At 71.6% G+C, this 18,004-nt stretch carries 18 protein-coding genes and 2 pseudogenes; 11 read left to right on the top strand and 9 right to left on the bottom strand.

Annotated features, from left to right (window positions below):
• Positions 1–8: 8 nt before the first annotated feature.
• The 5 genes from POF43_RS07615 to POF43_RS07595 are packed head-to-tail and all read left to right on the top strand — an operon-like array spanning position 9 to position 3,609.
• Positions 9–344 carry a cation:proton antiporter gene (locus POF43_RS07615; RefSeq protein ID WP_271322678.1) on the top strand — a complete coding sequence of 112 codons (336 nt, stop codon included), beginning with the start codon at positions 9–11 and terminating at the stop codon, positions 342–344.
• Positions 341–655: a Na(+)/H(+) antiporter subunit B gene (locus POF43_RS07610; protein ID WP_271322679.1), complete on the top strand. Its 315-nt coding sequence runs from the start codon at positions 341–343 to the stop codon at positions 653–655. The genes POF43_RS07615 and POF43_RS07610 overlap by 4 nt, the downstream gene beginning before the upstream one ends.
• Positions 652–1,407, top strand: a complete 756-nt coding sequence (locus tag POF43_RS07605; protein ID WP_271317623.1) for an MnhB domain-containing protein — start codon at positions 652–654, stop codon at positions 1,405–1,407. The genes POF43_RS07610 and POF43_RS07605 overlap by 4 nt, the downstream gene beginning before the upstream one ends.
• Positions 1,404–1,748, top strand: a complete 345-nt coding sequence (locus POF43_RS07600) for a sodium:proton antiporter (RefSeq protein ID WP_271322680.1) — start codon at positions 1,404–1,406, stop codon at positions 1,746–1,748. The genes POF43_RS07605 and POF43_RS07600 overlap by 4 nt, the downstream gene beginning before the upstream one ends.
• Positions 1,749–1,758: 10 nt before the next feature.
• On the top strand, positions 1,759–3,609 hold the full coding sequence (locus tag POF43_RS07595; RefSeq protein ID WP_271322681.1) for a complex I subunit 5 family protein: 1,851 nt from the start codon (positions 1,759–1,761) through the stop codon (positions 3,607–3,609).
• A 436-nt stretch (positions 3,610–4,045) separates the two neighbouring features.
• Here POF43_RS07595 and POF43_RS07590 read toward each other — a convergent pair whose 3' ends face one another.
• Positions 4,046–4,603 carry a DUF5709 domain-containing protein gene (locus POF43_RS07590; RefSeq protein ID WP_372515886.1) on the bottom strand — a complete coding sequence of 186 codons (558 nt, stop codon included), beginning with the start codon at positions 4,601–4,603 and terminating at the stop codon, positions 4,046–4,048.
• Between the two features lie 718 nt (positions 4,604–5,321).
• Here POF43_RS07590 and POF43_RS07585 point away from each other — a divergent pair.
• Complete coding sequence (locus POF43_RS07585) at positions 5,322–5,501, top strand: hypothetical protein (protein ID WP_271317867.1); 180 nt, start codon at positions 5,322–5,324, stop codon at positions 5,499–5,501.
• Positions 5,502–5,597: 96 nt separating this feature from the next.
• Here POF43_RS07585 and POF43_RS07580 read toward each other — a convergent pair whose 3' ends face one another.
• The gene (locus tag POF43_RS07580) at positions 5,598–5,825 is read right to left on the bottom strand and encodes a hypothetical protein (RefSeq protein WP_271317868.1); all 228 of its coding nucleotides are present in this window, start codon (positions 5,823–5,825) and stop codon (positions 5,598–5,600) included.
• A 168-nt stretch (positions 5,826–5,993) separates the two neighbouring features.
• Between POF43_RS07580 and POF43_RS07575 the strand changes: the two are divergent.
• The 5 genes and pseudogenes from POF43_RS07575 to POF43_RS07555 all read left to right on the top strand — a co-directional run.
• Positions 5,994–6,317 (top strand): annotated as a pseudogene (locus POF43_RS07575) (HD domain-containing protein); the annotation flags it as partial.
• Between the two features lie 123 nt (positions 6,318–6,440).
• The gene (locus tag POF43_RS07570) at positions 6,441–7,619 is read left to right on the top strand and encodes a tyrosine-type recombinase/integrase (RefSeq protein WP_271322682.1); all 1,179 of its coding nucleotides are present in this window, start codon (positions 6,441–6,443) and stop codon (positions 7,617–7,619) included.
• A complete protein-coding gene (locus POF43_RS07565; protein WP_271322683.1) occupies positions 7,616–10,234 on the top strand; it encodes a tyrosine-type recombinase/integrase in 2,619 nt (872 codons plus the stop codon). The genes POF43_RS07570 and POF43_RS07565 overlap by 4 nt, the downstream gene beginning before the upstream one ends.
• On the top strand, positions 10,231–10,818 hold the full coding sequence (locus tag POF43_RS07560) for a DUF6262 family protein (protein ID WP_271322684.1): 588 nt from the start codon (positions 10,231–10,233) through the stop codon (positions 10,816–10,818). Before POF43_RS07565 ends, POF43_RS07560 begins: the two co-directional genes overlap by 4 nt.
• Positions 10,819–10,968: 150 nt before the next feature.
• A pseudogene (locus POF43_RS07555) lies at positions 10,969–11,181 on the top strand (HD domain-containing protein); the annotation flags it as partial.
• A gap of 195 nt (positions 11,182–11,376) precedes the next feature.
• Here the strand turns inward: POF43_RS07555 and POF43_RS07550 are convergent.
• The 7 genes from POF43_RS07550 to POF43_RS07520 all read right to left on the bottom strand — a co-directional run bounded on the left by POF43_RS07550 (position 11,377) and on the right by POF43_RS07520 (position 18,002).
• The gene (locus POF43_RS07550; protein ID WP_271317870.1) at positions 11,377–11,739 is read right to left on the bottom strand and encodes a DUF6479 family protein; all 363 of its coding nucleotides are present in this window, start codon (positions 11,737–11,739) and stop codon (positions 11,377–11,379) included.
• A gap of 124 nt (positions 11,740–11,863) precedes the next feature.
• Complete coding sequence (locus tag POF43_RS07545; RefSeq protein ID WP_271322685.1) at positions 11,864–12,136, bottom strand: hypothetical protein; 273 nt, start codon at positions 12,134–12,136, stop codon at positions 11,864–11,866.
• A gap of 268 nt (positions 12,137–12,404) precedes the next feature.
• Entirely contained in the window at positions 12,405–12,572 is a 168-nt protein-coding gene (locus tag POF43_RS07540; RefSeq protein WP_271315957.1) for a hydrophobic protein, read from the bottom strand.
• Positions 12,573–12,679: 107 nt separating this feature from the next.
• Entirely contained in the window at positions 12,680–14,539 is a 1,860-nt protein-coding gene (locus POF43_RS07535) for a phospholipase C (RefSeq protein WP_271322686.1), read from the bottom strand.
• A gap of 180 nt (positions 14,540–14,719) precedes the next feature.
• Positions 14,720–16,732 carry a M3 family metallopeptidase gene (locus POF43_RS07530; protein WP_271322687.1) on the bottom strand — a complete coding sequence of 671 codons (2,013 nt, stop codon included), beginning with the start codon at positions 16,730–16,732 and terminating at the stop codon, positions 14,720–14,722.
• A gap of 193 nt (positions 16,733–16,925) precedes the next feature.
• Positions 16,926–17,033, bottom strand: coding sequence for an LPFR motif small protein (locus POF43_RS07525; protein WP_271315960.1), 108 nt, complete (start codon positions 17,031–17,033; stop codon positions 16,926–16,928).
• 18 nt (positions 17,034–17,051) lie between these two features.
• Positions 17,052–18,002, bottom strand: coding sequence for an SRPBCC family protein (locus tag POF43_RS07520; protein ID WP_271322688.1), 951 nt, complete (start codon positions 18,000–18,002; stop codon positions 17,052–17,054).
• Positions 18,003–18,004: the final 2 nt, after the last annotated feature.

The raw sequence follows: 18,004 nt of genomic DNA, 5'->3' as shown, positions 1-18,004 counted from the left end.
TCCGGCACATGACGATCCGTCACCTCGTCGCCCTGGTCCTGCTGACCGCCGGTACCGCCGTCGTACTGCTGTCGGCCCTCGCCCTCGTCGTCCTGCCGCGCCCGTACGGGCGGCTGCACGCGCTGTCGCCGGCCAGTTCGCTCGGCGCGCCGCTGATCGCGCTGGCGCTGGCCGTGCAGACCGGCCCCGGCCGCGCCGCCGTCAAGCTGCTCGCCATCGCGGTGGTCCTGGCGGTCGGCGGCCCGGTCACCACGATGGCCCTCGGCCGCGCCACCGCCCAGCACGAGAACACCGACCGCGCCCCGGGCCCGGCACTGGACCCCGAAGGGAAGCAACCGCAGTGAACGACGCGAACACCCTCAACGGATACCTCATCGCCGTCGCCCTCGTCCTGGTCACCGCGACCGCGACCGCCGCGGCCCTCACCCGCGAACCGGTGCGCCAGGCCATCGTGCTGGGCCTGCTCGGCCTCGAACTCGCCGTGCTGTTCACTGCGTTGCAGGCCCCCGACGTCGCGCTGTCCCAACTGGCCGTCGGCGGCGCCCTCACACCGCTGCTCATCGTGCTGACCGTCCGCAAGGTCCGCCGTGAGGCCGCCGAGCGACCCGACGCCTCCGGCGACGGCGACCCCGGCGCCGGGAGCGGACCACGGTGAGCCGTACCGCCCGGGTCGGGCTCTTCCTCGCCGCCGCGGCCGTCTTCGCCGTGGTCTTCACCCTGGCCTGCACCGGCCTGCCGCACTTCGGCGCCGCCTCGCACCCCTACGGCACCCGGGCGGTCGCCGCCGCGCTGCGCCACCGCACCGCCAACGTCATCTCCTCCGTCAACTTCGACCAGCGCGCGTTCGACACGCTGGGGGAGGAGTCGATCCTGTTCGCCTCGGTGCTCGGCGCCGTCGCCCTGCTGCGCCCGGCCCGCGACGAACGCGAGAGCAGTCCGCTGCCGTTGCGCGTGCCACCGTCCACCCGGCTGATCGGCGCGATCCTGCTGCCGCTCACCCTGCTGACCGGCGTCTACATCGTCGCCCACGGACAGCTCTCGCCCGGCGGCGGCTTCCAGGGCGGCGTGGTGCTCGCCACCGGACTCCACCTGGCCTACGTCGCCGCCGACTACCGCGCGCTGCGCCGGGTGCGGCCGCTGGTGGTGCTGGAGGTCGCCGACGCGGTCGCCGCCGGGGCCTTCGCGCTGCTGGGGCTGGCCGGGCTGATCGCCGGCAGCGGCTACCTGCGCAACGTCCTGCCGCTGGGCACCTTCAACCAGTTGTCGTCCGGCGGCCTGGTACCGGTCATCAACGCCGCGGTGGGCCTGGAGGTCGGCTCCGGCCTGGTCGTCCTGCTGGCCGGCTTCCTCGACCAGGCCGTCGAGATCGACACCCCGCCCGCCGCGCAGGACGGAGACCGCGCATGACCATCCTCCCCTACCTCGCGGCCGGCTGGATCTTCCTGGCCGGCCTCTACGGCATGGTCACCAGCCGCAACATCATCCGCACCATCGGCTGCCTGTCCGTCGCCCAGAGCGCCACCTATGTCCTGCTGCTGGCCATCGGCTACCGGCGCGGCGGCACCGCGCCGGTCTTCTCCGACGCCTCACCGCGCAGCCGGGTGGTCGACCCGGTCGTGCAGGCCCTCACCCTGACCGACGTGGTGGTCGGCGCCACCGTCACCGCGCTGCTGCTCGCGCTCGCCATCCAGCTGCGCAAACGGCACGGCACCCTGGACCCGGACGCGCTGACCGGGCTGAAGGGCTGAGGCCGGCCGGGTGACCACCGCAGACCTGCTGCCGCTCGCCGTCGCCGTCCCGCTGCTCGGCGCCGTCCTGCTGGCCGCCGCCGGCAACCGGCTGCCGCGGCTGGCCCGCGACGTCATCGTCACCGTGGCCGCCGCGGCGGTCCTGGCCGACCTGGTGGCGCTGTGGCACGGCTCGGCGCACGGCCGGGTGGTGAACTGGCTCGGCGGCTACCGCCCGCGGCACGGCGTCAGCGTCGGCATCGTCCTGGTCGGCGACCGCACCGGCGTCGCGGTGGCCCTGCTCGCCGCGCTGCTGGTGCTGGCCGTCGTCTGCTACTCGTGGCGGTACTTCGCCGAACCGCCCGCCCGGCACGCCGGCACCTTCCCCGCGCTGATCCTGCTGTTCGAGGCCGGCATGTGCGGATTCGCCCTCACCGGCGACCTGTTCGACGCGTTCGTCTTCTTCGAGCTGATGGGCACCGTCGCCTACGCCCTGACCGGCTACCACATCGAGGACCCCCGGCCGCTCCAGGGCGCACTGACCTTCGGTGTGGTCAACTCCCTCGCCGCGTACGCCACGCTGCTCGGCATCGGGCTGCTGTACGCGCGCACCGGTGAGCTGGGGTTCGCCTCGATCGGCGCCGCCCTGGAGGGGCACCGGGCGGACGCGCTGCTGGTGACCGCGTTCGTGCTGGTGCTCACCGGGCTGCTGGTGAAGGCCGCCGTGGTGCCGTTCCACTTCTGGCTGCCCGACGCGCACTCCGTCGCCCCCACCCCGGTGTGCATGCTGCTGTCCGGCGTCATGGTGGAACTGGGCGTCTACGGCGTCGCCCGCGTCTACACGGTGGTCTTCGCCGGACCGCACGGCATCCCGCACGGGGCGTTCCGCGACACCTTCGTCGGCTTCGGCGTGCTGACCGCGCTGACCGGCGCCGTCATGTGCTGGCAGCAGCGGCACCTCAAGCGCATGCTGGCCTTCTCCACCATCGCCCACGTCGGACTCTTCCTCACCGGCGTGGCCCTGCTGACCCCGCAGGGCCTGGCGGGCACCGCGCTGTACGTGGCCGGGCACGCCGGGGCGAAGGCCGCGCTGTTCGGCGTCACCGGGGTGCTGCTGGATCGCTACGGATCGGTCGACGAGGACACCCTGCACGGCCGGGCCCGTGAACTCCCGCTGGCGGGCGTGCTGTTCACGCTGGGCGGCCTCGCGCTCGCCGGACTGCCGCCGTTCGGCCTGGGCCTGGGCAAGGCGGTCGCCGAACACGCCGCCGCTGCGGACCTGCGCTGGCTGCCGGCGGTCTTCGTCGCCGTCTCCGCCGCCACCGGCGGCGCGGTGCTGCGGGCCGCCCTGCACGTCTTCGCCGGCGCCGGGACCGCCGACCACCACCGCCCGGGCCCGCAGGCCACCGGGGACGCCGAGGAACCGGAGATCCGCGAGGCGTCCCGCCGGGTACCGGCACCGATGCTGGTGGTGCCCGCGGTCCTGCTGGCAGGCTCCCTGGCGGTCGGCGTGCTGCCCGCCGTGGCCCACGCGCTCGCCGGTGCGGCCGCCTCCTTCACCGACCGGGCCGGCTACCTCAGCGCCGCCGCCGACGGCCCGGCCGGCCGCACGAACCCGGTACCCCAGGCCGGCTGGACCACCGAAGGCGTCCTGCTCGGCTGCCTGTCCGCGCTGCTGGCGGTCGCCTGCGCCGCCGGATCGGTGTGGGGCGCCAAGGTGCCGTGGCCGGCGGGCCGCCGGGCCGCCCTCACCGTGCGCACCGCGAGCCGCCGGGTGATACTGCCGCTGCGCCGGCTGCACTCCGGCCACCTCGGCGACTACGTCAGCTGGCTGGCCGGCGGCATCGCGGTCCTGCTCCTGGTGTTGCTGGCGCAGGTGTGACGTGTGGTGCCGGCGCGGACGTGACGGGTGCTACTGCTGGCCCAGGTACGACGTGCGGGCCGCACCCGGTCGGCTGCGGGAGGTCCGCGGAAAGGTGGGAGGTCCGCCGGAAAGGGGGCCCGCACCGCCGCGTCCGGCTCGTCGGCCGACCGGTACGCGTTCCGCACGTGCGTGCCGCGGAGAAACGCGCGGCATGCCGGCCACCATGAGCCCGGCGGCCCGTACGCCATCGAGGCGGAGCCCGACCACCCGGACCCGGGCGGCCACGACGGGGACGAGGGCAAGACGGGGACGAGGGCAAGACGGGGAAGAGGGGAGCCGGAAGCCGCAGCGGCCCGCGCCCCTGGACGCCGGAAGGCGCCGGGCCCCATGCCGGGGCCGGCGCCTTCCCGCCGTCCTGCGCGTCTTCGGCACCCCGCGCGGCGCCGCGGCGGCCTCACCGTTCCTGCGGGGAGCCGCCCTCACTGCCGCCGGTCTCGTCCGCGTCGAACGGCACCGCGTCCTCGTCCTCCACGGTGTGCACGGCGGCCTCCTCGGCGGACGCGGCGCCGCCCGCCAGGCCCGCGTCGGTGGCGGTGACGTCCTCCACCCCGGAGCCCGGCCGGCGCGGCACGCCCTCGTCGGTACCGATGAGCCGCCCGGAGCGCTCCTCACCGGCCTGCGGGTCCACCGGCTCGCCCTCGGCGCCGGGCGCGTCACCGATGCCGTCGCCGGCCAGGTCGCGCGGGTCGGGCTGGTCCGGCAGCTCCTCGGCGAGGCGCTGGTCCAGGCTCTCGCCCTCGCGCTGCTCCGCCACGGTGGTTCCCCGGCGGTCGACCTCCAGCGGCTTCTCCGGGGGCGAGTAGCCCTCGTCCAGCGCCGGGTCGATCCCCCGGTCGTCCAGGGTGTCCTCCGGGTCCAGCACACCCGCGTCGTCGGTGACCTCCTCGTCCGGCTGCGGCTGGTAGACCTCGTCCCCGGTCATTTCCTCGTCGGGGATCTCGGGCTCGGACATGCGGCCTCCTCGGTCGACGGTGATCACTGTCCGCGGTTTCGCCTGCCCACCGGCACCGCCGCCATCCATTCTCCCGGCCGCGGGCCGTCCCGCCAGGCGGGCGACATCGGCGGATACCGGGTGCGGCGGCGGGTACCCGGTCGGTGCGGCCGTCGGCGGGCAGGGGTCTGCTGACGCGGGTCCGGCGTGGGTCGAGCGGCACACCGGTGGCCCGCTGGCGCCGATCGGCTCGGGCCGAGGCGCCGGGACCATGACGCCGGGGCGGGCCCGTGCGAAGACGGTGCCGGGCGGCCGGATGACGCCGGGGCGGGCTCGTGCGAAGACGGTGCCGGGCGGCCGGATGACGCCGGTGCCGGGTCGGACGGTCGCAACATGCGCCGACCACGCCCCTCGCCGGTCGCGCCGGCCCCCCAGCCACCGCTTCCCGCCGGTCCCACCTCCCGCAGCGCCGGCGGCAGGCCGTACCGCCTCCACGGTGGTTCGCGGCCGGGAGGGAGCGCCTCGGCCGGCACCCCGTGCCGGCCGTCGGCCGCTCGCCAGGCCGGCCGGGCGCTCCCCGCCGGCGCCCGGAAACACCGGTGGCCCGCAGGCGTACGGACGCGCGGACGTGCGCGGACGTGCGGAAACCCGCCGGTGCCCGGGGCGTGCCACCGTCGCGTGACATATCACCTGGGACGCGATGGGCGCCACCGTCACTTTTTCGCCGTAGGATCAACACATGACCCCCACCGTTGAGCCCTTGCCGCCGCCTGCCCAGGTGCGGCTCGCGCGTGCTCAGGCGGCGATACGGGCGCTGACGGAGCGCGGCGGCCTCACGCCGGGACAGCGGCTGGAACTGGCCGAGTGGCAGCGGGAATGGGTGCGGGCGTGGCGGGAGACCGTCAGCGTCGCGGCGTGACGGTGCCGCGGCACCCCGGTTCGTGCCGCCGGCTCCCCGCTCGCGGCCGGTCCTCTCACGGTTGCGCCGGTTCGTGCCACCCGGACGGGCGATCGGTCATATCGCCTCTCCGTCGGGCAGTGTGAACCGGTGGCCGCACGGGTCGGCGAGGACGTGCGGGGGTGCGGGGGTGTTGGTCTGGTAGAACGTGGCGACGCGACGGGCACACATGGGGCAGTGGGGCCCGCGCCCGGCATCCGGCAGGCTCTTGTCGAGTTCGGCCCGGAGCAGGTAGTACTGCTCGACGGTGAGCTGCATCGGTGTGGACTCTGGCGCGTGGGTCATGACCACATTCTCTCGCGCCCGGCCCACCTTCCGGGCGCGCTCCGGTCGGCCGCCGTCCCGACGGCGGGGGCCCGGCTCCGGCGCCCGGGGATCACCGGCCGCCGAAGGCCGCACGGTCGCCGGCCGCGTTCCGCGCAGCGGCCCGCCACGCAGTGAAGGAGAGCCTGAGTGAGGACCGTTGGGGAAGTCGACGCGTTCGTGGCGGTTGCCCACGCCGGGCAGGTCGACAAGGCCGGCGTGCCGTACGTCGAGCACGTCCGCGCTGTCGCGGCCGGCGTCGCGCCGTTCGGGCCCGAACTGCGGATGGCCGCCCTGCTGCACGACGTCATCGAGGACACCGGCTGGACCGCCGGGCAGTTGCGGGCGCTCGGCGTCCCGGACCGGGTCGTCGGCGTGGTCGAGGCGGTCACCAACCAGCCGGGCGTGCCGTACGCCGAGAAGATCCGCCGCATAACGTCCAGCCGCGAGGCGACCCTGGTCAAGATCGCGGACTTTACCGACTGCCCGTAGTCCTGCCCGTGATGTCCGTCTGGGACTGTGACCAGCACGTCCTGGGCTTGTTTACCGACCGTGTCCGGGACGTCTGTCATGTTCTGGAGTCGGTACGGAGGACAAGTGGTACGGCACGTCGTGGTTGGGGACCTGAGGGTCCAGCGGATCGAGCGGAAGGACGGGCAGCGGTCGTGGACGATCGTCTGGCCCGAGGGAACACTGCACACTGAGGCGGATCGCTTCCTGCGTGAGCACGAGGGCTCGGGAACGCAGAAGACGTACGCGTACTACCTTGTGGATCACCTGCGATGGCTGGAGCGCGAGTGTCTGGCGTTCGACACGGTCCAGCTGCGAGACCTGGAACGGTACATGGGGATCGTCGGCGCCGAGGTTCGCATGCCGCTCGGGGAACCGTGGCGAGTGGGCAAGCGCCCCTACGGGCGCTCGGCGCTGTCGACCGCGGCGGCCTGTCTGAAGGGTTTCTACCTGCAGCAGGCTTCTCGCGGCATCGACGGCGAGCTCGGCAAGAAACTCGATCAGTCTCGGCTGCCGACGCGGGCGGACAAGCGCCGCTCGTTCCTGGGGCACGTGAAGAACACACTGCCGACCAACCCGCTGGCGCCGAAGGGACCGCACCGCCGGCACCCGAAGATGCTGCCGGAGGGGGCCAGGGAGAGGCTGCTGGGGACGGTGAACGCCGCCCGGGACCGGCTGGTTGTCGACTGGCTCGCCGACGGGGGCTTGAGGATCGGTGAGCTCTGCGGGCTGCACCTGGTCGACTTGCACCTGCGGGAGAACGCGGCCTGCGGCGAGTGCCGCACCCCGCATCTGCACGTCTGCCACCGGCCCGGCAACCCGAACCGGGCCGAGGCCAAGACCAAGCACTCCTGGCAGGTCGAGCGCGGGACGGTGACCGGCGGGCTGATCAAGCGGGTCAGCCCGGCGATGGTGCACTCCTACTTCGAGTACATGACGACCGAGTACCCGCGCGGCGCCGGGCACGGCATGCTCCTGGTCCAGCTGCACGGTGCCGATACCGGCCAGCCGTGGGCACCGGTCGGAGCCCGGAGGATGCTCGGCCGGGCCGGGAAACGCGCCGGGTTGGGGCTGGTGAAGCCCCACGCCTTCCGGCACACCTTTACCTCGGCGGTTCTCGATGCCGCGAACGGCAACACCCTGATCGCCCGGGACGCCGGCGGCTGGGCGTCGGCCGCGATGGTCGACGAGGTCTACGGGCATGTCGATGTTCATGACCCGGTCTTCGACGCCGCGCTTCGCACGGTCTGGGGTGAGACGAAGTGACCGCGAACTCGTTGCTGCCGCTCTACACCGAACGTCCCGACCGCGAGAGCCGGGACCGACTGGAGATCCTCACTGCGTTGATCGGCGCCCCTTCCTTCGACCCGATCTTTCGCGCCGAAATTGTGCGGATTCCCCGTAATCATCCAGTCTTCAGCTGGGGATGCGTCGTCCGAGACTGCGAGCGAGGCCGCTCCGGCGGCTCTCGCCTCTGCAAGGTCCACGGCCTGGAGTGGGCCGGGTCTCGCGCCGCCGGGCGCGGCATGGCGGCCTTCCTGGAAAACGCCCAGCCGCTGGAGGCGGTGGGCTGGCAGGAGGAGGCGGTCTGCCGTCTCTGTCCCGAGCGCCCGGCCTCCCACATCACGCTGCAGCTCTGCGCCCGCCACCATGTGAATTGGAAGTTCTACCGCGCTCAGTCCGCTGGCGAAGCGGATATCGCGGAATGGCTTGCCGACGGAGTTTCCTACCCCGGTTTCGGGAGATGCAGTGTCCTGGTCTGTCCAAGTCTGGCCGCCTCGGGCAACGGCCTGTGCTCCGGGCACGCCACCCGATATGAGAAGGACAGGCGCCCCGCGGGAGTCGAGGTGTCGAAGAACGGCTCCCACGGGGACAAACTGCACGGCAGTTTGGCGCCGGTGAACTGCACCGACGAGGCCGCCTTCCGTGACTGGTGCGTGTCGGCGAAGCCGATCCTCTGGCCAGGACAGATCAATCTGCGGGGGCTGCGGCCACTGCTGCGGGCGGAGATCCAGTACAGCTTGTTCGCCCACACTCAACGCGATCGCCCTGGTCTCTGGGGCCTGTCCTGGCTTCAAAAGCTCGCCAACCTCTGCCGGGAGCAGGAGGCGAACTCTTTGGTCGATCTTGACTTGGAGGACGCCCCACGCTTCTGCGGTGGCATAGTCCGAACCATGCTCCACCTGCTGCGGCAGGTCTACTTCACCCCGGACGACGCCAAAGAGGCTGGGTTCCTGGAGATCGACCATTTCGGAGTGCGCCTGCACCATCGTGCCAGCCACGTCGACCTCACTGCTGTCCCACAGCGCTGGCTGCGGGACCTGCTCTGGGACCACATCGCCGACCTGCTGCGGTCACCAGTCAGCCCGCGGAGTGCGATGCCAATCGACACAGTCCGCCGCGGCATCACAGAACTTGGTGTCTTCCTGGAGATCGACGCCCCCGGAGGGGGCCACGACCCACGGGTGCTGACGGTTGATCACATGCGACGGTTCATCGCCGACCAGCGCCAGCGCGAAAACGAGAAGCTGCCCTCCCTGGCGATGAAGGGCCGGGACGGCAAGCCGTCCACCGTTACTTCCGTCACCCGCAGCGTGGTCTTCAACACCGTCCGAAAGGTGCTGCGCGAGGCAATGGAGACCGGCAGGGCCGAACAGATTCACCTGCAGCGGGAGTTCATCACCGAGATGCCTGCCGCCGGCGGCGTCACGATCCGGGCCCGCCGCCCGTTTCCCGACGAGGTCGCCCGCGCGCTCGCGGACGAGGTGAACCTGAACCGGTTCGCTGAGGATTACGACCCTGAGGATCAGGGAGTACGCGACATCTGGGAGGCCATCGTCATCACTGGCCGGCGCAGTGGCGAGGTGCTGAACCTGCGCTGGGACTGCATCGGCCGCTACGGCGGACTACCGATGTTCTGGCACGACCAGACCAAGGTCGGCAACTACGACGTCGCGATCCGCATCCCCGAACGACTCTACAACCTGATCGTGGCCCGGCAGAGCAAGACGATGGATCGCTATTTCGCCCGCTTCGGGCGCCGGCCCACCGGCGCCGAGCGCGCGAACATGGCGCTTTTCCCCAGCAAGGTCCGTAACCCTGACGGCACGATCTCGATCTCCTACCAGTGGTTCCACAGTCGCTTCAAACCCTGGACTGACGACCTCGATCTGGGACGCTTGGTCCCCCACCAAGCTCGGCACACTCTGGCTACTAGCCTGCTGCGGCACGGCGCGACCCTCACGCATATCCGCCGTTACCTCGGCCAGGTCTCCGACCGGATGGCCGAGCACTACGTCCATCTGACCAGCGACGACCTGGAGAACGTCCTCCAGCACGTCTGGGTCACGGGCCCCGGCACTGCCCAACCCGGCGAACTCCTTGCTGGAGAGACCGCCCCGCTCACCCGTGAGCGGGCCCAGGCTCTCGCCATCGATCTCGCCCGCCGCAGCACTCCCGCCGAGGGCGGCTTCTGCACCTTCCAGCCCGTCGTGGACGGCGGCGCCTGCCCCTGGAACCTCGACTGCCACAACTGCGACAAGTTCGTACTCTCCGGCGCTGACCTCCTCTATTGGCGACGGAAGCGCGAACAGTGGCGACTGCTGGCCGAGGGTGCCCCCGACGACGCCACGGCCGATTATCTCCACCGCCACTTCGAGCCCACCGCCCGCGCTATCGACGGGCTGGAGAAGGCCCTGGCCGGTCTCGGCCTCCTCGATGACGCCCTCGCCCTGGACCTGCGCAAACCCCAGGACTATTTCCACCGCATCTGGTCCACCGCCTTCCGCGCCGCCGACCTCGCCGACGTGGGAGACGACGAGCAGAGCGAGTACAGCGATACGTGCACAACCGACATCGACCCCGAGCAGGACATCGCATGAAGACCGCTGCAGTTCCCGAATCCCGCACAGCCGCAGCTCTGGCTGCCCGCCGCCACAAGACCGAGACGGCTCTGAAGCGGGTCCGCGAAGCCATCACCCGGCTCCGGCGCGAGAAGGCCCAGATTAGCGTCGCCGCCGTTGCCCGTCGCGCGGACGTCTCCCGCACTTTCCTCTATGACAATCCCGAGGCCAGAGCCGTCATCGCCTCCGCACTGGCCGAGGCCGGAGGCCTCCGAACCCAGTTGCTCGCCGACCAGGACGAGGAACGTCAGGCAACCTGGCGCGAACGCGCTCTGAACGCTGAAGACGCCCTCAAGGCCACCCACGGCGAGATCCTCACCCAGCGGACCCGTATCGGTGAACTCCTTGGCCAAATCCGGGACTTGGAAGCCGAGTGGACCGAGGAAGCCATCCAAAGGATCACCACCGAGAACACCACCCTCAAGCAACGAGTCCGTCAGCTCACGGCCGACAACCGAACGCTCGACGAGCGACTCAAGGCCGCCCGCTCCAACCTCCGCTTCCAGGACCGCCGCGTCGCTGACCTCGAGGCCCGCATCACCGACCCTGGAGCAGTCACCTGATCGTGTTCCGCTGACCAGATCGCGGCCCGTCCACCGTCCCGGTGGACGGGCCGCCCCATGAGACCATCCAGACGAACTCCAGCAACGGCCCCAACTCCCCGTCGCGGACATGTAGTCTATGAAACGTCGCAGTTCAGAGCCGGTTCATGAGCTCCTGCGGTCGGTAAAGCGGACAACGCGCACAACAGCCGTCCGGACCGCGCCGCCGCACTGCCGCCCGACCAGCGCGAACGCCTCGCCGCGAAGTACCGGGCCGCGCGCGACGTCCTGTGGGCCGCGATCGACCGCCGCGACATCGAGACCGTCGTCGGCATCGTCAACCCGGCACTGCTGCCGGAACTCGCCGAGCGGCCGGCCCCGTGACCGACAGCGGGCGGGGCAGCGGCCGACGCCGGACCGGCGACCACTTTTCCCCGTGGCCCAGCCCGTAAGCACCGGGTGCGGTCCGGTCCGGACGCACCGGCGTCACCGGTGCGTCCGGCCCGTAAGCACCGGCGCGGGGCCGCGCCCATCCCTCGGCCACGCCGTGGGGGGCCGGCCGGGCCCGCTCCGCCGGGGTCAGCTGTGGGGGCCCTGGTGCGGGCGGATCTGCTGCGGTCGCAGCCGCTCGCGCTGGGAGGTCCGCTCGATCTCCTCCGGCTCCTGGTCCTCCGGCTCGTACTCGTACTCCACCGGGTGCGCGTTCTGGTGCCCGGGGCCGTGGTCGGCCGGGGTGTCCTCGCCCAGCTCCTGGCGAATGTGCCAGGCACCGGCCCGGGGCTGCGGCTGTTGCGGCGCCGGCGGTTCCTGCGCGCGCCGGCGGCGACCGTAGACGACGGCCATGACGAGGCCGATGACGATGATGACGCCGATCACCGCGGGAACGATCCCGACCAGGTAGTCGCGGGCCACGGCGATGTTTTCTTCGCTCAGTACCCTCATGTCTGTCGGCTACCCCGTGGACCAGCGCTGATTCACGGTGGCCCGTACCGATACGGCGACCGCGGCGAAGGCGGTGACGCGTCGTGACCGGCCCGGGCGCACGGGTGACGGGGTCCGGGGCCGGTCAGTGGCGCAGGGTGCGGCCGTGCCGGCCGCGGGGGCGCACGCCGTCCGCGCTCTGGGCGATCAGCAGCACCGAGATCACCGCCAGCACGATCTCCAGCGTCAGGCCGGCCGCGGTGTGGCCGCCGTCGGCCAGCAGCTTCGACAGCGCCTCGACCAGCAGGACGAAGCCGACCGCCAGCCCGACCCAGCCCAGCGGCTTGATCCAGCGCGACGACCGCCCCCGCGCGCCGGGCTCGGACCGTTCACCGGTGTTCGGCGTGTTGTTCGCCATGACCCCGATTCCCCTTTCCGTTTCCGCCCGTCCGCCGGCCCGGTAATGCACCGTACGCGGCCTCAGGAACTGACGACTTGTCAATACGCCTGCCCCGGAAGGCGGGACCGAAACGACGGGCGGAACGGCGCGGGGAAACCGGCGGACGAAATCGGGGTACGAAAGCGCCGCGGGCGGCGCCCCGGAGGTCCGGGGCGCCGCCCGCGGCGCGTCACTGTGGTGTCCCTCGCTCACCGTACGGCGTGGAAGCCGTGGTCAGGGCGGTGGATCACCATCGGTACCAGCGGCTGCGGCCGCCACCGGAACCCGAGCGCATCACGAAACCCAGCAGCCAGACGACCAACACGATGATCGCCACCCACCAGAGGATCTTGACGGCGAATCCGACGCCGAAAAGGATCAGTGCGAGAAGCAGTACCAGAAGAAGCGGACCCATTGTTATCAACCTCCTGGGCCACCTGTGCCCCGGGGTTTCGCCGTCACTCCACATTCGTGGCGGGCGGCGGATACCGGGTCCGCTCCGTCCGGCGGATCAGCGCGCGGTCAGCCCCTGGCGGCGACCGAGCGGCGGCGCAGGGCGTAGCCGACGCCCGCCGCGGCGACCACCACGAGGGCCGCGCCGGCGGTCAGCGGGCCGGACGGCAGGCCGGAGCCGGCCGACAGCTGCTGGGTGTCGGAGGCGAACGTGATGCCGCCCGACGTCGGGTCGCCGGACTCGATGTCGCCGTGGTGCGGGATGGGCCGGACCGAGGCGACCGAGCCGTCGGTGTTCAGCAGCACCTGCTGGTCGTTGGGGTGGCGGAAGTCCATCAGCGCCGCCAGCGAGTTGGCGCGGGCGTCGAAGGAGGAGTCGCCGATGCGGCCGGTGTGCCAGTTGTCCTCGATGAAGTGGATGATCGAGGTCTGCTCCAGCGGCGTGTGGTTGACCGCGTCGGTCCTGGTGAACGGCGAGATCAGCAGCATCGGCAGCCGCGGCCCGGGACCGCAGCGGTCCTGGTAGCCGGCGACTGCGGCCGGTCCGGCCTGGCAGCCGGCGGCGTCGACCGTCTTGCCGTTGACGACGGTGGTGTCCTTCGAACCGTTCTTCGGCGGCGCGTAGACGTGGTCGTACCAGCCGTCGGAGTCGTCGTAGGCCACGACGACCGCGGTGTCGGCCCACTGCGGCGACTTCTGTACGGCGTTGACCTCGTTGACGATGAAGTGCTGCTCGTCGATCGGGTCGGAGTAGCCGGCGTGCCCGTCCTGGTAGGCGGGCGCCTTGAGGAAGCTGACGGCGGGCAGCTTGCCGGCCGCGGCGACCTTGTTGAACCAGCTCAGGTCGTAGTTGTGGTTGGCCTGGCCGTTGTGGCCGACCTCGTCCAGCGACACCGGGGGCAGGTGGTGCGGGTTGGCGGTCGACTTGTAGTAGTTGAACGGGTCGTGGTGCGGGCTGTAGTCCTCGACCGGGTTGCCGGCCACGTTGGCGTGGGTGACCGAGGCGCACTTGGCGTAGTCGCCGGACTTGCCGTCCCACGCGGTGCCCGGGGTGAAGCCGCCCTGGAACCAGCCCCAGCTGATGCCCTTGGCGTTGAGCAGGTCGCCGATGTTGCGGCCGGTCAGCTCACCGAGCGCGTCGGTGGCGGTGTGGTCGGTGTCCGAGCAGTCGTCGAACGCCGGGTCCGGGTCGTTGATCATGGTGCCGACGCCCTGAGCGTTCGGCGAGGCCACGGTGTACGGGTCCGGGGTGGCGGTCTGCTTCGGGTCGGTGGTGCCGGAGGCCGGGTCGGTGGAGATGATCCCGTGCGTCTGCCCCGACGCCAGCTCGATCGCGCCCGGCGAGGAGGGGCCGTAGGCCGAGCCGAACGAGTTGTCCGACAGCGTGTAGTGCTGGGCGTAGTTCCACAGCGCGGTGACGGTGTTGCCGTCGAAGTAGTCCATCGACAGGCCGGGCTCGCCGAACAGGCCGCCCGAGCACTTGCTGGTCTCGGTGCTCTGGACGAACTGGTCCGCCTTGCCGCCGTCGTAGGCGTACTGCTCGGGGCTGTAGGAGTGGTTCTGGTCGCAGGTGACCGCCTCGGCGGGCGTCAGCCGCTGCGGCGCGTACTCGTTGGCGTTGCTGGTGAGGTTCCCGGAGGTGACCAGGTTGTTGACGTCCTTGGGCGTGCGGGGGGACGCGGTGAACCGGGTGCCGTCGGTGTTGGCGGCCTTCGGGTAGGTGCCGAAGTAGTGGTCGAACGAGTTGTTCTCGTCGAACAGCACCACGACGTGCTTGATGGGGGTGGCGGTGGCGGCTATGCCCCCCTGGTGGGCGGGAACCGCGGATGCCGGAGCGGAGGCGGCCGCTGCCGCCAGGACCGCGGCGCCCGCCATTCCTCCCCAGCGGGCGGCTCGGCGTCTGGCGCCGGACCGTGTGCCCCTGCTCATTCGGTGTCTCCTTCGCCGGTGGTCGGCCCGGACGGCACGCCGCGACGGCGGCCGGCCGGGCTCTGAACGCATCACCATGTCACGGAGGTGAACACCGGGTCACGATTGACCAGGGATGTCTTGACCTACCTTTGACTTGAACCTGACATGCGGCGCCGCCGTCCGGGGCACGGCCCCGGATCAGGACCGTTCCAGGCCCAGTTCCCGCAGGAAGGCGGCGTTGTCCGGCTCGCGCTCCAGGAACTCGCGCACCATCCGGTCGCCGTCCGCACTGCCGCCGCGCTCCAGCACCAGCCGCCGGTACCGGTCGCCGGTCGCCGGGTCCAGGGCGCCGGCCGCCGCGAACCGGGTGTACATGTCGTCGCCCAGCACCCGCGACCACAGGTAGCCGTAGTACCCGGCGTCGTAGCCGAACAGGTGGCCGAAGCCGGACTGGAAGTGGGTGCCCGCCAGGTACGGGATGCCGTGCAGGGCGTGCACGTCCCGCAAAGCGGCCGTCGTGTCGCCGCCGAAACCGGGGGAGTGGTAGGCGAAGTCCAGGGTGGCGAAGAAGATCTGACGCATGGTCGCCACGCCCGAGCCGGCCTGCTTGGCGGCGATCATGCCCTCCAGCAGCTCCTTGGGCAGCGGCTCGCCGGTCTCGTGGTGCCGGGCGAACCGGTTGAGCACGGTCGGCTCCCAGCACCAGTGCTCCAGCATCTGCGACGGCGCCTCGACGAAGTCGCGCTCGGTCGCGGTGCCGGCGAACCGGCCGCGCTCGGTGCGCGTCAGCGTCCCGTGCAGGACGTGGCCGAACTCGTGGAAGAGCGTGACGACCTCGCTGTGCCGCAGCAGCGACGGCTGCCCGGCGGCCGGCTCGGTGAAGTTGGCGACGATCGCCGAGACCGGCCGCTGGTAGCCGCCGTCGGCCCGCCGCCGCGCCCGCTGGAGCGAGAAGGCCGCCGCGTGCTTGAACTTGTTGGGCCGCGGAAACAGGTCCATGAAGAACCGGGCGAACGGCTCGCCGCCCTCCCGCCCGCCTCCGCCGTCCTCGGCGCCGCCGCTCCCCGCGGCGTCCGTGACATCCGTGACGTCGAAGGCGCGTACGTCCGGATGCCAGACCGGGACGTCGGGCCGCTCGGTGAACCGCACCCCCAGCACGTCCCGCATGACGCCGAACAGCCCGTCCAGGCAGGCGTCCAGCGGGAAGTACTCCGCGATCCGCAGGTCGTCCACGGCGAACCGGGTGCGCTTGAGCCGGTTGAGCGCGAAATCGTAGTCCCACGGCTGCACGTCCCGGCTGCCGACGGCCGCCTCGTTCGCGTCCGCGTACTCCGCCAGGTCGGCGGCGGCCTTCACCGCGACCTTGGACCGCAGGTCGTCCAGGAACGCGGTGACCGCCTCCGGCCGCCCGGCCATCCGCGGCTCGACGGCGTACGCCGCCCACGAGTCGTAGCCCAGAATCCGGGCGATCTCCGCGCGCACCGCGATGGCCCGCTCCAGCCGGGCGACGTTGCGCGGACCGCCCTTGCGCTGGTTCTTCGCCATCAGCTCGCGCCGCAGCGCGGAGGAACGGGCGTTGGCCATGAACGGGACGTACTGCGGATAGTCCAGCGTGACCCGGTAGCGCTCCCCGGCGCGTTCCAGACCGGCGACGAACGCATCCGGCAGCCCGGCCAGGTCCGCGCGGTCCACCTCGATGCCGTCGTCCCACTCGGCGATCTCCTGCTCGAACCGCGAGCCGATCTCCACCAGTTCGTCGAACAGGGCCCGCAGTCCGGCGCGTTCGCCGCCCGACAGCTCGAAACCGTTGCGCCGGTAGTCGCGCAGGACGCGCTCCAGCAGCCGGGCCTCCTCACCGGTCAGCGCCGCGGCCGCGCCGGTGCCGGCGAACTCCTTGACCGCGCGGTACTGCTCCTCGTCGAACCCCAGGCCCACCTGGTACTTGCCGAGCTTCTCCTCCCACTCCCGCGCGGTCTGCCGCAGCGCGTCGTCCGGGGAGGTGTAGGACAGGAACGTCCAGGCGCCGGACGCCTTGACCACCGCCTCCTCGGCCTCCTCCAGGGCCAGCACCGTGTTGGCGAAGTCCCGTTCGGCGGCCGGGATCGCGGCGACGGCGGCGACGGCGGCGTCGCACTCGGCCATGGCGGCCCGGCAGGTCTCGGCGAGCAGGTCCGGGGTGAGCGCGGAGTAGTCCGGCAGATCGTGGTCCATGGCCGCAGCGTAGGACAATCCCCGCGCCCGTCGCGGGGATTGCCCCGGGTCCGCCGAGCCACTCATCCTGCGGCGTGGGCGGGGTGGGTGCCGGTTTCTGGCTTCCGGGTACCGGCTTCCGGGTGCCGGGTTCTGGCTTCCGGACGGTGGCCCGGGCACGGGCGGACCCGGCCCGGTTCGCCCGGGGTGGTGGTTACCGGCCGCCGCCGAACAGCCGGGCGACCAGCCGGAAGGGCGCGGACACCACGGTGCCCACCGCGTTCCCCACCGATGACAAGACCTCCGCGATCGTTCGGAACACCGCTGCCGCCTCTCCTGGTCAGTCCTCGTCGTCGTCCTCGTCGTCTTCGTCAGCCTCGTCGTCTTCGTCAGCCTCGTCGGCTTCGCCGTCCTCGCTGTCTTCGTACTCGTCGTCCTCCGGCTCCTCGCCGCCGTCCTCGTCGCCGTCCTCGTCGGCCGTCGCGTCCTCGTGCGAGCGGACGATCTCGCCCTCGCGGATCTCGCCGCGCCAGCCCTCGGCGTCCTCGGTGGAGAAGGTGACGTACCGCTGGAAGTGCTTGAGGTCCAGCCGCATGCGGCGGCCCTGGGCGCGCCAGAGGTTGCCGGTCTTCTCCAGGAAGCCGGACGGGTAGTACTCGACGACGAGCACCACCCGGGTCAGCGTCGGGGCGAGTTCGTGGAAGCTGACCACGCCGTGGGTGGTGCCCTTCGGGCCCTCGGTCTTCCACACGATGCGGTCGTCCGGCAGCTGCTCGACCACGGTGGCCTTCCAGCTGCGCATCGACGGGCCGATCTTCATCTTCCAGTCGCTGGTGATGTCGTCGTCCTTCGAGACGCTCCGTACGCCCTTGGTGAACTCGTCGAACTTGTCGTACTGCGTCCAGTGGTCATAGGCGGTCCGCAGCGGGACGCCGACCTCGACCGCCTCCACGATGCTGGTGGCCTTCACGTCACCAGGACCGTCCTGGGAGCCGCCGGACTGCTTCTCGCTCTTGTCACCGGAGGACAGCCCTGGCACCTTGTCCTTCACCTTGTTCATGGTCTCTCCCGCCGCGGCGCTCACCGGGGAGTCGCCCTTGAGGATGCGTGAACCGATCTTCAGCGGACTGCCGTTCTCCGCCGAATCGGTCAGCGCCCCGGTCAGGTCGGTCAGCTTGTCGCCGGCCTTGGACGCCATGTCGTCGATCCTGGCGCTGACGAACTTGCCGACCTCCTCCTTGACTCGGCCGAGTATCGGATGGTCGGGGGTCTGCTGTTTCGCGGTGGCCATCT

It is taken from the genome of Streptantibioticus silvisoli, from assembly GCF_027947535.2.
Lineage (GTDB): Bacteria > Actinomycetota > Actinomycetes > Streptomycetales > Streptomycetaceae > Streptantibioticus_C > Streptantibioticus_C silvisoli.
Note: the sequence above shows the minus strand (reverse complement) of the source record. Positions and strands in the feature narration are given on the sequence as shown.

Coding starts and splice junctions, on each gene's coding strand:
- POF43_RS07520 (WP_271322688.1), bottom strand. CDS start 18,002: ATGGCCACCGCGAAACAGCAGACCCCCGACCATCCGATACTCGGCCGA.
- POF43_RS07580 (WP_271317868.1), bottom strand. CDS start 5,825: ATGACCCACGCGCCAGAGTCCACACCGATGCAGCTCACCGTCGAGCAG.
- POF43_RS07560 (WP_271322684.1), top strand. CDS start 10,231: ATGAAGACCGCTGCAGTTCCCGAATCCCGCACAGCCGCAGCTCTGGCT.
- POF43_RS07530 (WP_271322687.1), bottom strand. CDS start 16,732: ATGGACCACGATCTGCCGGACTACTCCGCGCTCACCCCGGACCTGCTC.
- POF43_RS07535 (WP_271322686.1), bottom strand. CDS start 14,539: ATGAGCAGGGGCACACGGTCCGGCGCCAGACGCCGAGCCGCCCGCTGG.
- POF43_RS07550 (WP_271317870.1), bottom strand. CDS start 11,739: ATGAGGGTACTGAGCGAAGAAAACATCGCCGTGGCCCGCGACTACCTG.
- POF43_RS07615 (WP_271322678.1), top strand. CDS start 9: ATGACGATCCGTCACCTCGTCGCCCTGGTCCTGCTGACCGCCGGTACC.
- POF43_RS07545 (WP_271322685.1), bottom strand. CDS start 12,136: ATGGCGAACAACACGCCGAACACCGGTGAACGGTCCGAGCCCGGCGCG.
- POF43_RS07590 (WP_372515886.1), bottom strand. CDS start 4,603: ATGTCCGAGCCCGAGATCCCCGACGAGGAAATGACCGGGGACGAGGTC.
- POF43_RS07540 (WP_271315957.1), bottom strand. CDS start 12,572: ATGGGTCCGCTTCTTCTGGTACTGCTTCTCGCACTGATCCTTTTCGGC.
- POF43_RS07600 (WP_271322680.1), top strand. CDS start 1,404: ATGACCATCCTCCCCTACCTCGCGGCCGGCTGGATCTTCCTGGCCGGC.
- POF43_RS07585 (WP_271317867.1), top strand. CDS start 5,322: ATGACCCCCACCGTTGAGCCCTTGCCGCCGCCTGCCCAGGTGCGGCTC.